Source organism: Arthrobacter sp. 10L430 (assembly GCF_056395245.1).
Genome location: NZ_JBFTJD010000007.1, coordinates 48,206 through 61,760 on the forward strand (window position 1 = coordinate 48,206; position 13,555 = coordinate 61,760).

Here is a 13,555-nt window from a genome sequence, read left to right on the forward strand (position 1 = left end):
CTGGTGTTAAGGGGTCTGTGCGGATCCGAGGGACTCAGAAGTGGGTGATCACCGAGCGGGCCACTGAACCACCGCGCAGCAGGTCGTAACCCTCATTGATCTGGTCCAGCGAGATATGCCGGGAGACCAGTTCATCCAGCTTGAAGCGGCCCTGCAAGTACAGTTCCGCGTACATGGGGATGTCGATCTTGAGGTTGGTGGAGCCCATGGCCACGCCACGGATGCCCTTCTGCTTGCCCATCAGGTCGCCGAAGGGAGTCACTTCCAGGCGGGTTTCGGGTTTCTGGACACCGATCAGGAACGCGGTGCCGCCGATGTCCAGCATCGCGACGGCGTCCATCGCTGTCTGTTTCAGGCCGATCACCTCGAAGGCGCAGGTGACTCCGCCGCCGGAGAGGTCCTTGACGGCCAGCACGGAGTCCCCGTCCCCGGCATTGACGATGTCCGTGGCACCGAAGACCTTGGCGAGTTCGAGCTTGCCCGGCTGCAGGTCGATTGCGATGATCCTGCGCGCGCCGGCCAGGGCGGCACCCTGGATGACGTTGAGGCCCACCCCGCCGCAGCCGATGACGGCAACTGTATCTCCGGGACGGATGCGCGCCGAATTGATGGCCGCCCCGGCCCCGGTCACCACCCCACAGCCCAGCAGAGCGGCGCGGTCGAACGGGATGTCCCTGCTGACAGAGACCACCGTATTCTCGTGGACGAGCACCTGCTCGGCGAAACCGCCGACGCCGATGAACTGCGTCAGCGCGTCGCCGTTGCGGCTCAGCCGCGGGCCCTGGCCAGGGGTCCGCTGGGTTTCCTGTGGATGGCGGCACTGGTAGGGGCGGCCGGTCAGGCATCCCCGGCAATGGCCGCAGCTGTGGATCGGCGAGGACACCACGTGATCGCCGACGCGGAACTCCGTGACGTCCGGGCCTACTTCGGCCACCACCCCGGCGATCTCGTGGCCGAGCAATGCGGGCATGGGGAATCCCACGTTGGTCTCGGCCACATGCATATCGCTATGGCACAAGCCGCTGGCGCGGACGTCGATAAGCACCTCACGGCCCATCGGATCGGCGATGTCGATGTCCTGGACTTGGAACGGCTGACCTACGCCGTCGAGCACTGCTGCTTTCATGACCGTTTGTTCCCCTCAATGAATGAGCCGGGATGACCGGCATGGACGTGACTCATGCCACAAATATAAATATAGTGGGTAATGAAGTGCAAAATAATTAGATTATCGATTATTAGTTACATTTTAACGGGCGCCGGTCCATGCACATCCGGTAAGTGCATCACCGGGCAAGCTCGCCACCAGACAAGGGAGTCAATGATGAAAGCTGCAGTCGTCAACGAAATCAACGGCCGTTTTGATGTGGAAGAGATCAGCATCGGGGATCCGGTGGGCCGCGAGGTCCTCGTGGAGGTCAAGGCTGCCGGCTTGTGCCATTCGGATCTGCTCGTCGCCTCGATCGACCGCGGGCGCCCGCTTCCCATGGTTGTTGGACATGAAATGGCCGGCATCGTGGCCGCCGTCGGTCCTGACGTCCGGGACCTCGCCGTCGGGGACCATGTGGTTGGCTCCGAAGTGAAGTTCTGCGGGCATTGCGAGGAATGCCTGGCCGGCCACAGCTACCGCTGCGTCAATCCCGGCGAGGTCTCCCGGCCGCTCGCTGCCGGATCCAAGCTGCGCAGGGGCGGCGGGGATGTGCACGCCTTTGGCGTCGCCGCCTTTGCCGAGTACACCATCTGCCACGCCAACACCCTGGTGCGGATCCCCAAGGAACTGCCCTTCCCCCAGGCTGCCGTGCTCAGCTGTGCGACCATCACCGGTGTGGGGGCGGCACTTAATACGGCGAAGGTCCAGCCCGGCGACACTGTTGCCGTCATCGGGCTGGGCGGCATCGGCCTCAATATCCTGTCCGGCGCCAGGATCGCCGGGGCCACCACCATCATCGGCGTCGATGTGCATCCGGCCAAGCTCGAACTGGCCGCACGCTTCGGCGCCACCCACGTGGTGAACTCCAGCGAAGAGGATGCTGTGGCCAAGGTGCGGGGGATCAGCGGCCGCGGCGTGCATCACTCCTTCGAGGCAATCGGGCTGGGGGTAACCCAGGCCCAGGCCATCGAGATGACCCGGGTGGGCGGCGGCGCCTACTTCATCGGCATCCCGCAGGGCGCGCCCCTGGAGGTGGACGTGCTGCGCTCACTCATCGCCTCGCAGCGGCGAATCCAGGGCGTCTACATGGGATCGAGCAACATCCGCCGGGACATTCCGATGTACGCCGAGCTCTACCTGCAGGGTCGCCTGAACCTCGATGACCTGGTGGCCCAGAAAATTCCGCTCGAGGGGATCAATGACGCCTATCGCCTGCAGGAGTCCGGTGCGATCGCCCGCAGCGTCATCACGTCGTTCTGACCGGAGCGGGCCAGCAGGGCATTGCCAAGTTCACCCTTTTTATATAAAATCAATCAAAGAATGCATTTTCATCTCACAATGTTGTGAAAGTTCCCAGGTGCCAGCACTGGTGCCAGCCAAGAAGGAGTTCAAAGTGACAGCACGCACCGGAGCAGAGTACAAGCGGGGCCTGGATGACGGCCGCGAGGTATGGCTGGGCTCGGAACGCATCTCGGTCCTGGAACACCCGGCCTTCAAGGGTTCCGTCGAAGGCATGGCCGGCTACTTCGACTACCAGCACAAGTACGCGGCGGACTGCCTGACCACCCATCCGGAGACCGGCGAGGCCATGAATGTGAGCCTCTCGCTGCCCAGGAGCGCGGAGGACATCGCACTCCGGCATCGCGCTTTCGACCGCCTGGCCCGGTACTCCAACGGCATGCTGGGCCGCACGCCGGACTACGTCAATGTGGTCCTGGCCGGGCATGTGTCCCGCAAGGACATCTTCGACCGCTCCGGGGATCCGGTGTACCACCAGCGGCTGGCGGCCTACCACCGCGAAGTGATCGAAAAGGACCTCGCGCTGACCCACACCATCGTGCATGCCGCGATCGACAAGAGCGTCGGCGAACTGCAGGGCATGAACGAGGAACTCACCCTGCGCGTGGTGGAGCGGACCGAGCAGGGCCTGATCGTCAAGGGCGCCAAGATGCTCGCCACCCTCGGGCCGATCGCCGATGAGCTGTACGTCTACCCCGCAGTACCCATCCAGAAGGGCTTCGAGGAGTACGCCATTTCCTTTGCCATACCGGTGGCCACGCCGGGCGTCGTCGCCGTCTGCCGGGACCACTACGGCGTGGACGCCGATGTAGCGGACAAGCCGTTCTCTGCCCGATTCGACGAGCAGGACGCCGTCATCATCTTCGACGACGTCCTGGTGCCCTGGGACCGCGTGTTCATCGACGGTAACCTGGACGTCTACAACTCCATCAACGCCGGCACCGCGTCAGGCAACACGCAGCAGCAGACGGCCATCCGCGCCGCCGTGAAGCTGGAGTTCGCCTACGACCTGTGCACGCAGATCGCCAAGGTGACCGGCACCGAGAACAAGCCCGACGTCGGCGCGATGCTCGGCGAGATCTACACTTACCTGCGCCTCACCCGCGCGGCCATCCACTCCGCGGAAATGCGGGCCTCGGACTGGGGCGGCGGAGCGTTCTTCTGCCATGACGACATCAGCTCGCTGCGGGCCATCATGCCCGGCTGGATGATCCGGATCAACGAAATCATCAAATCCATGGGCTCGCACAACCTGCTGGCAACCCCCACGGGCGGTGCCTTCAACGATCCGCGCCTGGGCCCGCTGCTGAAGAAGTACCTGCCCGGCGCGAACGGCATCAGCGCCCAGGAACGCGCCCGCATCATGCGCACCGCCTGGGACTTCGCCGGCTCGGCACTGGGCAGCCGGATCGAGCTCTACGAACGTTTCTATCTTGGCAGCATCGGCCGCGCCCGCGCCCTGGACCACCGCAAGGCCCAGGCCGCCGGGGAGACCGGCGCCTACAAGGCGATGTTCGAGGAAATCGACGGCATCCCCGCTGCGGACGACGGCTTTCCTGCCGCGTCCGCCAGTGACCGGATCGCCGTTGGGGCGCGGGGCTAGGTTCCGCCATGACAGCGCAAATAGCAGAGGCCGCCGGCCGCGGAAACGGCCTCGAAAACGGCACTGAAAACATGGCGGGCACAGTGGCCCGGCACGTCGCAGAGACCAGCTTCGAGGCCCTCGACGCCGGCACCGTGGCCCGGGCCAAGATCCGGATCATCGACTCGCTGGGCAACATCGCCGCAGGCCACCGCGCCCAGGGCAACGGCGCCGTCCTGGACCTCGCCCGCCGCTGGGGCGGCGCGCCGGAGTCACGGGTGCTGGTCCACGGCATCCGCCTCCCTGCGCACAATGCGGCGATGGTCAACGCCGTGATGATGCGGTCCTACGACTTCGAGCCGATCGGTGCCGAATACGAGGACCAGACGCAGTCCGCCGCCCACATCAGCGGGACCACGGTACCGGTGGCCCTGGCCGTCGCCGAGCAGCAGCGCTCCTCGGGCCGGGACCTGCTCACCGCACTGATCCTGGGAGACGACCTCACCTCCCGCCTCGCCGCGGCGTCGGGCTTTGACGTCTACAGCGGCCAGGACAACACCGGCACCGTCAACGGCCTCGGCGGCACCGCCGTCGCCGCCAAACTGATGGGGCTGGACGCGGACCAGGTCCGGAACGCGCTGGGAATCGCGGTGAACCAACTGTCCGGAACCGTGGCCAACATCTTCGACCAGACCCTCGCGTTCAAACTGCCCATCGCCTTCGCCGCCCGCAACTCCATTGTGTCCGCGGAGCTGGCGCAGGCCGGGTTCACCGGGCCGGCGGACGCCATCGCGGGTCCGCACGGGTTCCTGGACATGTACTGCTCGTCACCGGCACCCGAGAAGGTGACCCGCGGGCTCGGCCGGGCCTTCTATGCAGACTGTGTGATCAAGCCGTGGTCCTCGTGCCGGGCCAGCCACCCCTCACTGGACGCCTGCGTGCGGCTGGCCACCGAGAACCGGCTCAACGAGGATGAGATCGAGGAGATCCTCATCCATGTGACCCCCCGGACCCTGAAGGGTTTCGTGGGCCAGCCGTTCGTGATCGGGGAATGCCCGGAGGTTTCCGGTGCCTTCAGCATCCGCTTCACGGCCGCCACGGCCCTGATGTACAGGACGGTCCGGCCGGAACACCTCACGCTGGAGCATATGCAGGATCCGCGGCTGCTGCGGTTGCTGGACAAGATCCGGCTGGTTGATTCGCTGCCGCCGGCGGAATCGCTCACCGCCGAAGTGGAGCTGCGGCTCCGGGACGGTTCCGTGCTCAGGACCAGGACGGACGTGCCCAAGGGGGACATCTACGCCAGCCCGATGAGCGGGACGGAGATCTTGGACAAGTACTACGCCAATGCCGAGTTCGGCGGCAGGATCCCGCGCAGGAATGCCGAGGAAGCGGTCCGGCTCGTCCAGCACCTTGAGGACCTGGACAGCCTGGCGCCCCTCATCAAACTCTTCACACCCGACTTCTCAGCACTAAATCCCAGGAGGATGAAATGAATACACCCCAGGTTGTACCCACCGCGGAGATCACCGTCGATCCCGCCGCTTTCCGTCACGTCGTGGGCCATTTCGCCAGCGGCGTCACGGTGATCACCACGGTTGTGGACGGCGAGCTGTACGGAACGACGGCGTCGGCCGTGTCGTCGCTGTCCATGGAGCCTCCCATGATGCTCGCCTGCCTTAACCGCTCCAGCTCCACGCACGACGCCGTGCTGAAAGCCGGAGTGTTCGGCATCAACATCCTGGCCGAGGACCAGAGCGACCTCGCCATGAAGTTCGGACGCAAGGGCGGAGACAAGTTCGACGGCGTCTCGGTCACCATGTCGGCCGAGGGCGTTCCCATGCTGGACGGCGCCCTCGCCACCATCGTCTGCCGGGTTGCGGAAACCCCCACCGGTGGCACGCACACCGTGTTCCTTGGCCAGGTTACGGATGCCAAGGCCACCGCAGGGGAGCCGCTGGCGTACTTCCGCGGCGCCTTCGGTCGACTGGAACGGGTCAAGGAGCTCGCGGCCTACGACGCCGTGCGTGACTGGGTGCTGGGCCGGCGCACCCCGCTGCACCAGGCACTGGATCCGGTGGAGATCGCTGAACAGGCCAAGTCCGATCCGCACAACGTCCACAACGCCCTGGTTAAGTTGACGGCCGAATCCCTGGTCATCCGCGGGGACAGGGGCGAATTCCTGCCCGCGCCCATCACCCGCCAGCTGACGGACAGTGTCTACGACGGCCGCCTCACTATCGAACTCGGCGTCCTCGCCAGCCACTTCGGGAAGTTCACGGACGAGGACATCGCGGAATTGAGCCGGCTCACCGACGAGCTCGCACTGCTGCGCCAAGGCGGCCAGGAAGCCCTGGACAAGTTCCTCAAGACCAACGCGAAGTACCACAACCGCCTGGTCAGCGTGGCGGGCTCCGCCCAGCTCACCGACGCCTTCCGCCGCCTCGGAATCGGCACGGTCTGGCGCGAGGCCCTCAACAGCGAGGAGTGGGCCCGGAAGATGGACCACAGCCACATCGTCGAGCTCACGGCGGCGCTGAAGGACCACGACTACGAGCGGGCGGCGGAAGCGCTCCGCCTGCACACGTCCTTCGGCAAGCAGTTGGCCAGCGACGTGATTGAACGCCACGGCGGCGAGGTGTAAGCAGCAGCTTCGAAGCCCGACGGCGGGGCCGCACCCAGGGATTCCGATCCCGGCGGGTGCGGCCCCGCCGTCGTTCTGTACCAGTTGTTCTGTACCCGGCTGCACTTTGTACAGGAACAGCCTGGGACAGCAAAAGAGCGGGGAGGCCACGTGGCCTCCCCGCTCCTTTGTGCCCGTCTATTTGTCAGCGTGCAGCCGGTGTTCCTGTTTCGGCGTGCCGCAGGAGGTGCAGCTCCGGCACATACGCGGCCAGCGCGTCAAAGGCCGTCTGCTCGGTGTCCGGGGTGATGGCTGCTGCGACGTAGCGGTCGGGGCGCACCACGAGGGTTACGCCGCTGCCGGCAACAGCCTTGAAAGCACCGCTGGTGTCGGTCACTGCGGTGGCGCCGCACAGCGCAAGGGGGGAGCCGCCGTCGTCGGTCTCGTCAGTGTCGTTCCCCTCAGTGCCGTTCCCTTCAGTGCCCAAGCGCCGGACTACAATGGCTGGGCCGCCGTCAGAGGGGAAATGCAGCAGTGCCCACCCCGTACCGAGGACGGCGTCCAGCGGGACGGCGTCGCCGGTGGGCAGGGTGACCTGCGGCTGGGACAGCGAGCGGCCCACCAGCGCGGCCGCTGCCTTCGGGACACCGGCGCCCGGGGCCACCACGCAGCCGTCGGTGAAGTGCGGCTGCTTGAGGAACTTCATGCCGGCGAGCCATGCCTTGGCGGCCGGAACGATGCCGGAAGCGGTGATGGCGGCGTCGCGGATGGCGGTGAGCGAGGGGTTGACGTTCATCACCACTGTGCCGATCCGGTGGGAAAGGCGCACCATGTCCACCGCGTGCGGACGCCGCTCGGCCTGGTAGGTGTTCACCAGTGCATCGGTTCCGGTGCCCTGGACGTTGGCGGCGATTTTCCAGGCGAGGTTGGCGACGTCACGGATGCCGGCGTTCAGGGCCTGGCCGGCGAACGGGGGCATCATGTGGGCTGCGTCCCCCGCGAGGAGCACGTGCCCCACGCGGTAGTTCAGGGCCACGCGCTGGTGGGCAACGTAGACGGCAGCGCGGCGGATGTCCGCCGCGACGATCGTCTGGAACGGCGCGATCAGCCTGATGATGGCCTCCGGGGCGGTCACCGCCGCGGCCTCCTCACCGGGGAGGAGCATGAACTCGTAGCGGCGGCGGCCGTTAACCCCGGGGACCACCACCACGGGACGTGTCCCGTTGCAGTGGAACTCGGAAAACCGCTCCGGCTCACCCGGGGTGTTGATGATGTCCACCACGATCCACTTCTGGACCTGGGTGGAACCTTCCATCGGGATGCCGAGCTGGGAGCGGACCGGGCTGCGGCCGCCGTCGCACGCCACCACCCATTTGGAGCGGACGATGTGCTTGCCGCCGTCGTCGATCAGCACCGTGTCCGCGTGCCCGGGGCCGTCCGTGATGCGAAACGCCTCAGTGTTGAAGCGGACGTCGATCAGCGGACGGGCCCGGGCGGCTTCCAGGAGCAGTGATTCCATCACGGGCTGGTCGAACTGCGACTTGCCGGGCTGGCCCAGCCGAGGGCTCGCGGGGTAGACCTCCGCCAGCAGCTGTTCCTTCCGGCCGAAGTAGCGGGCGCCCGTGTCCATGAGCATCTCTGGCGCCAGCCGGTCCAGAATGCCGATCTGCTGCATGACCCGCAGCGTCTCGTCGGTTGCGCTGATGGCCCGCGGTTCGTCGCTTGTCCCGGCATGGCGTTCAACGAGCATCACGTTGACGCCCTGGTCCGCCAGCAGGTTCGCCGCGGCCAGGCCGATGGGGCCCGCCCCGATGACAACCACGTCTGTTTCGATGATTTTGTCCATGCCGATCAAAGTTCCGTTCCTTGAGGAGTGCAGTCGGGGGAGCCGGGCAGGTCAGGAGACGAGTTCCACCGTGTTTTTCAGGGTGCCCAGGCCGGTGATTTCCACCTCGACCACGTCCCCTTCCGAGAGCAGTCCGGACGGTTCCATGAACAGGCCCACGCCGCCGGGGGTGCCGGTGACGATCACATCGCCGGCGGAGAGCTTGGTGAAGCCGGTGACGTAGGCGATCAGCTCCGGAATGGTGAAGTACAGATCGGCCACGGAGGCCTTCTGGCGGATGTCGCCGTTGACCCGGGTTTCCAGGGTGAGTGCGTTGACGTCGCCCAGGGCGGCAGCCGGGACGAGGTAGGGGCCGAAGCCGCCGGTGCCGGGGAAGTTCTTGCCGGGGATCCACTGGGAGGCCGCGAGCTGCCAGTCGCGGACGCTGAGGTCGTTGTAGGCGGCATAGCCGGCAACGTAGTCAAAGGCGTCGTCTTCGGCGACGTGGAACGCATCCTTGCCGATGACCAGGGCCATTTCGCCTTCGTAGTCGAACTTGGTGGTTGTGGCAGGCATCTGGGCCGGCTGCAGGTGGCCCATCTGGGAGTCGGCGAAGCGGGTGAAGATGGTGGGGGCCTTCTGCTCCGTCTTGCCGGACTCTTCCTGGTGGCTGCGGTAGTTCACGCCGATGCAGATGACCTTGCCGGGATCCGTGACGGCGGGGAGGAACTCGATGTCCGCCTCCTCGCGGGACGGGGCGCTGCGGAACTCTTCACCGACGGTGCCGAAAATGCCCTGCTCGACGGCGGCGCGGAGTGTGCGGGCAAGGTTGGCTCCGCTGGGGCCGAGATCGTAGGCACGTCCGTCGGCGATGATGCCCCAGGTGGGGGAGCCGTCTGGGGATACGAAGCTTGCGTAGTTCATGATGGTGGTTCCTTTCGCGGCGGCGGCGCGCCGGGGAGGTGATGCAGTCCCTCCCTGTCGGCGGCTGTGCCGGGCAGGAGGAATGTGCATCCTTAAATAAGGAATACATTATCTTGGTTTTACGCATTATGGCTAGGCCGTGGGTGGAATCCCTCGTAGCAGGGCCCGGCGGCGAGCTTCGCCACGTTGATACCGCTGGCAATACGGCCGGCAGCCAACGCGATCACCTCCGGCGGACCAGGTTGCGACGCATCAACCCCCTCCTTAGGGGGTGGGAATGAGTTTTTTGCGGGTCGACTCCCATTTTTTCCTAGGGCGCGACGCTGACAGTGGGATGGTCCTGAAGTTGGTGGTTTGGGAGCCCCGCTCAGGACTACCGGGCCCGATGCACTTAACTGCACCGGACACGGCGCCAAGTCCAACGACGGTCTGAAGCAGGTCTCAAACATGCGCGATCAACGGGAAACTGGGGCGTTGACTCGCGCCTCGGCTACAAAGGTGTCCTCCAGGCGCTTCGGCGGCCACGGTTCCTCATACGGGGCAGGCAATGTTTAACGAGGCCGCGAAGGGAGAAGGACGCTCGCGGCGCTCTTTGCAGCTGCAACGCCGACGCGCGTGGAGTGCTCTTTTGTCGGCAGCCCTTGCATTCGCCGGCCTGTCCGTCAGCGGAATCGCCGCCGCGGACGTCGGCACGATTGGCCGCGACACGCTTCGGACCGGGTGGGATAGCACCGAGAGCACGCTCTCGCCGTCGTCCGTCTCGTCCTCGAACTTCGGCAAGCTGTTCTCCACGGCGGTGGACGGACAGGTCTACGCCCAGCCACTCGTTGTCGCCGGCACCGTGATTGCCGCGACGGAAAACAATACCGTTTACGGGCTGGACAGTGTCACAGGGGAGACGAAGTGGCAGCGTTCCCTCGGGCCGGCCTGGCCGGCGTCGACCGTCAGCTGCGGTGACCTCACGCCCAACATTGGAATCACCTCCACTCCGGTGTTCGACCCGGAAACAAACAGCGTCTTCCTGCTGGCGAAGACGAACGACGGAGCCAGCCCACAGCTCCCGCACTGGTACATGCACTCCCTCGACCAGGTGACCGGGGCGGAGAGGCCCGGGTTCCCCGTCCTCATCAGCGGCGCCCCCACCAACGATCCGACCCGCCCCTTCAATGCGATGACCGCCATGCAGCGGCCCGGACTGCTGCTTATGGACGGGGTGGTGTACGCGGGCTTCGCCAGCCACTGCGACTACACCCCCTTCGTCGGCTACGTCATCGGGGTGTCCACCAGCGGACGGCAGACAACGATGTGGGCCACGGAATCAGGGAACGCCAACGCGGAGGGCGGAATCTGGCAGTCCGGCGGAGGGCTGGTATCCGACGGCCCCGGTCAAATCCTGTTCGCCACCGGGAACGGCATCTCCCCGAAGGCTGGCCCGGGCAACATTCCTCCCAGCACCCTGGCGGAATCGGTGGTCAGAGTCCAGGTTGGAAGTGACGGCAACCTGAGCCCAACCGACTTCTTCAGCCCCGCCAACAACCTCAAGCTGGACCAGAGCGACGCCGACCTGGGTTCCGGGGCCCCGGTTGCCATCCCTGACGGCTATGGCACGGCCGAGCACCCGCACCTGCTGGCACAGGTCGGCAAGGACGGGCACGTCTACCTGCTGGACCGGGACAATCTGGGCGGCATGGCGCAGGGGCCGGGCGGAACCGACGCAGTCCTCGACGCAGCCGGACCGTACAACGGAGTGTGGGGACGGCCCGCGTTTCTCGGGACGGCCGACGGCGGGTATCTCTACACCGTCGAGAACAGGGGTTTTCTGCGCGCGTTCAAGCTTGTGCCGACCAGCACGGGCGGGATCCTGCTCGCCTCCGTCGGGACGTCCGCAGGCACATTCGGGTACACCTCCGGCGCGCCAGCGGTGACCTCTTCCGGCACGGACGGGTCCTCCGCCCTTGTCTGGGCGGTCTACTCCACCGGAGCAACCGGGGTCAACGCGGAACTGCGGGCCTACCGCGCCCTCCCTGACACCACCGGGTCCCTCCAACAGGTGTTCAGTGCCCCGTTAGGCACAGCCGCCAAGTTCTCCTCGGTGGCCACTGACAACGGTCGGGTGTACGTCGGCACCCGCGACGGCCACGTGCATGGCTTCGGCGCCCCGACAACTGCAGCCGTGGGCGCGGCGGACACCGACCTGGGCGCAGCCGAAGTGGGCGCCACCCAGACCGGCAATGTCACGATCACCGCCACCCGGGCGGTGACGCTCAGCTCCGTCACAACAGGGGCGCCGTTCGGGATCGGAGCTTCGAGCAGCCTGACCGGCACCCTGCAGAGTGGTGATAGCCTGACCGTCCCGGTGACCTTTTCGCCGACAGCTCCCGGGCAGGCTGACGGGACGCTGGCCGTCACGACGGCCGACGGCGAGACCGTGCTCCTGGGCATCCACGGCGTCGGCACACGAGACGGCCTGGGCGCCACCCCCGCCGCGCTCCTGTTCACTGACGTGCCGACCCTGACGAGCAGCCAGCAAACTGTCAACATCGTCAACACCGGTGCGACCGTCGTCGAGATCACCGGCGTCACCCTGCCGGCCAACGCGGAGCTTAGCGTCGACCCGACCACGCTGCCGGTGGCGGGCCAGCAGATCCAACCCCTCGCGTCGGTTCCGGTGTCTGTGACCTTCAGCCCCACGACGGCGGACCCGGTGGCCGACTCGCTGGTCATCGTCAGCGACCGCGGTTCCGTGACCGTGCCGCTGACCGCGACCGCCGTGTCCGGCACGGCGCACCTGGAGATGCCGCCCTCGCTGGACTTCGGTGACGTCCCCGTCGGAACATCGGCCACGGCGGACTTCACCATCCTCAACACCGGCAATATCCCGATGATGATCACCAAGGCGAAGGCGCCGCAGGGCGACTTCTCGACGACCGCGCCCATCTCCGAGGGCCTCACCATTCCGCCAGGTGAATCCGCGTTCCAGAGCGTGACCTTCACGCCGACGGCCCTCGGGCAGGCCGGCACACAGGACACCTTCTATCTGATCACCACCGATGACGGCCAAGGCGCGCTGAAGGTGATGCTCACCGGCAACGGCACCGACGACCCAATCGCCGTCAAGGCACAACAGATCAGTGCCGGCCGCCCCGCGTCGTCCCTCGGGCGCGCGCTCACCGGACAGTACGCCGTCGCGGATGGAAAGTGCCAGGACTTCGTCAGCGGGGTGATCTGCTGGTCACCGGCGACAGGTGCACATGAGGTCCATACAGCGATCTACACCAGCTACAAGGCCGCGGGGGGCGCCACGGGCACGTTCGGCTTCCCGACTACCGACGTGACGGTCACGCCGGATGGGGTGGGGCGGTACAGCAACTTCTCCGGTTCGGGCGGGACCTCGATCTACTGGTCGCCGAAGACCGGTGCGCATGAGGTGCACGGTGCCATCCGGGCCTTGTGGGCGTCGCTGGGCTCGGAGAAAGGCCTGCTCGGCTATCCGACCACCGACGTGACGGGCACTGCGGATGGGGCGGGACAGTACAGCCACTTCTCCGGTTCGGGTGGGGCCTCGATCTACTGGTCGCCCAAGACCGGCGCGCATGAGGTCCACGGCGGGATCCGGACCAAGTGGGCGGCGCTGGGCTGGGAGAAGGGCCCGCTCGGCTATCCAACCAGTGACGAGAAAGGCACTCCGGACCGGGTGGGGCGGTACAGCCACTTCTCAGGTTCGGGTGGGGCTTCGATCTACTGGTCGCCGAAGACCGGCTCGCATGAGGTTCACGGAGCGATACGGACCAAGTGGGCGGCGATGGGCTGGGAGAAAGGCCCGCTCGGTTATCCGCTGACTGACGAAATGGGCACCCCGGACCGGGTGGGGCGGTATGCCCACTTCTCCGGTTCGGGTGGGGCTTCGATCTACTGGTCGCCGAAGACCGGCTCGCATGAGGTCCACGGCGCGATCCGGGCCAGGTGGGCGGCGCTGGGCTGGGAGAAAGGCCGGCTCGGCTATCCAGTCACAGACGAGTACTCGGTTCCCGGCGGCCGGGAATCGGATTTCCGCGGCGGCCGGCTGGTCTGGAAGGCGCGGACAGGAGTAATTAGCGGATAGCGTGAAGGGCCCGGCGTTGGGGCGGAGGCAGGATCGGAACCGTCGACGTC

The 13,555-nt window shown here is 66.4% G+C and carries 8 protein-coding genes; 5 read left to right on the forward strand and 3 right to left on the reverse strand.

Annotated features, from left to right (window positions below):
• Nucleotides 1-34: 34 nt before the first annotated feature.
• Nucleotides 35-1,126, reverse strand: a complete 1,092-nt coding sequence (locus AC1DDG_RS09550; RefSeq protein ID WP_476875890.1) for a Zn-dependent alcohol dehydrogenase — start codon at nucleotides 1,124-1,126, stop codon at nucleotides 35-37.
• A gap of 195 nt (nucleotides 1,127-1,321) precedes the next feature.
• Between AC1DDG_RS09550 and AC1DDG_RS09555 the strand changes: the two genes are divergently transcribed.
• The 4 genes from AC1DDG_RS09555 (at nucleotide 1,322) to AC1DDG_RS09570 (ending at nucleotide 6,675) form a co-directional block, all read left to right on the forward strand.
• Nucleotides 1,322-2,410: a zinc-binding dehydrogenase gene (locus AC1DDG_RS09555; RefSeq protein WP_476875891.1), complete on the forward strand. Its 1,089-nt coding sequence runs from the start codon at nucleotides 1,322-1,324 to the stop codon at nucleotides 2,408-2,410.
• A 133-nt stretch (nucleotides 2,411-2,543) separates the two neighbouring features.
• Entirely contained in the window at nucleotides 2,544-4,052 is a 1,509-nt protein-coding gene (locus AC1DDG_RS09560) for a 4-hydroxyphenylacetate 3-hydroxylase N-terminal domain-containing protein (RefSeq protein WP_476875892.1), read from the forward strand.
• Nucleotides 4,053-4,060: 8 nt separating this feature from the next.
• The gene (locus tag AC1DDG_RS09565; protein WP_476875893.1) at nucleotides 4,061-5,527 is read left to right on the forward strand and encodes an MmgE/PrpD family protein; all 1,467 of its coding nucleotides are present in this window, start codon (nucleotides 4,061-4,063) and stop codon (nucleotides 5,525-5,527) included.
• Nucleotides 5,524-6,675, forward strand: coding sequence for a flavin reductase (locus AC1DDG_RS09570; RefSeq protein WP_476875894.1), 1,152 nt, complete (start codon nucleotides 5,524-5,526; stop codon nucleotides 6,673-6,675). Before AC1DDG_RS09565 ends, AC1DDG_RS09570 begins: the two co-directional genes overlap by 4 nt.
• 184 nt (nucleotides 6,676-6,859) lie before the next feature.
• Here AC1DDG_RS09570 and AC1DDG_RS09575 read toward each other — a convergent pair whose 3' ends face one another.
• Nucleotides 6,860-8,500, reverse strand: a complete 1,641-nt coding sequence (locus AC1DDG_RS09575; protein WP_476875895.1) for an FAD-dependent monooxygenase — start codon at nucleotides 8,498-8,500, stop codon at nucleotides 6,860-6,862.
• Between the two features lie 51 nt (nucleotides 8,501-8,551).
• Complete coding sequence (locus tag AC1DDG_RS09580; protein WP_476875896.1) at nucleotides 8,552-9,403, reverse strand: fumarylacetoacetate hydrolase family protein; 852 nt, start codon at nucleotides 9,401-9,403, stop codon at nucleotides 8,552-8,554.
• 628 nt (nucleotides 9,404-10,031) lie between these two features.
• Here AC1DDG_RS09580 and AC1DDG_RS09585 point away from each other — a divergent pair.
• A complete protein-coding gene (locus AC1DDG_RS09585; protein WP_476875897.1) occupies nucleotides 10,032-13,505 on the forward strand; it encodes an Ig-like domain-containing protein in 3,474 nt (1,157 codons plus the stop codon).
• The last annotated feature ends 50 nt before the right edge of the window (nucleotides 13,506-13,555 follow it).

What these genes read in the sequence shown, in the direction of transcription:
- AC1DDG_RS09570 (WP_476875894.1), top strand. Translation starts at nt 5,524, where the DNA reads ATGAATACACCCCAGGTTGTACCCACCGCGGAGATCACCGTCGATCCC.
- AC1DDG_RS09555 (WP_476875891.1), top strand. Translation starts at nt 1,322, where the DNA reads ATGATGAAAGCTGCAGTCGTCAACGAAATCAACGGCCGTTTTGATGTG.
- AC1DDG_RS09550 (WP_476875890.1), bottom strand. Translation starts at nt 1,126, where the DNA reads ATGAAAGCAGCAGTGCTCGACGGCGTAGGTCAGCCGTTCCAAGTCCAG.
- AC1DDG_RS09575 (WP_476875895.1), bottom strand. Translation starts at nt 8,500, where the DNA reads ATGGACAAAATCATCGAAACAGACGTGGTTGTCATCGGGGCGGGCCCC.
- AC1DDG_RS09580 (WP_476875896.1), bottom strand. Translation starts at nt 9,403, where the DNA reads ATGAACTACGCAAGCTTCGTATCCCCAGACGGCTCCCCCACCTGGGGC.
- AC1DDG_RS09565 (WP_476875893.1), top strand. Translation starts at nt 4,061, where the DNA reads ATGACAGCGCAAATAGCAGAGGCCGCCGGCCGCGGAAACGGCCTCGAA.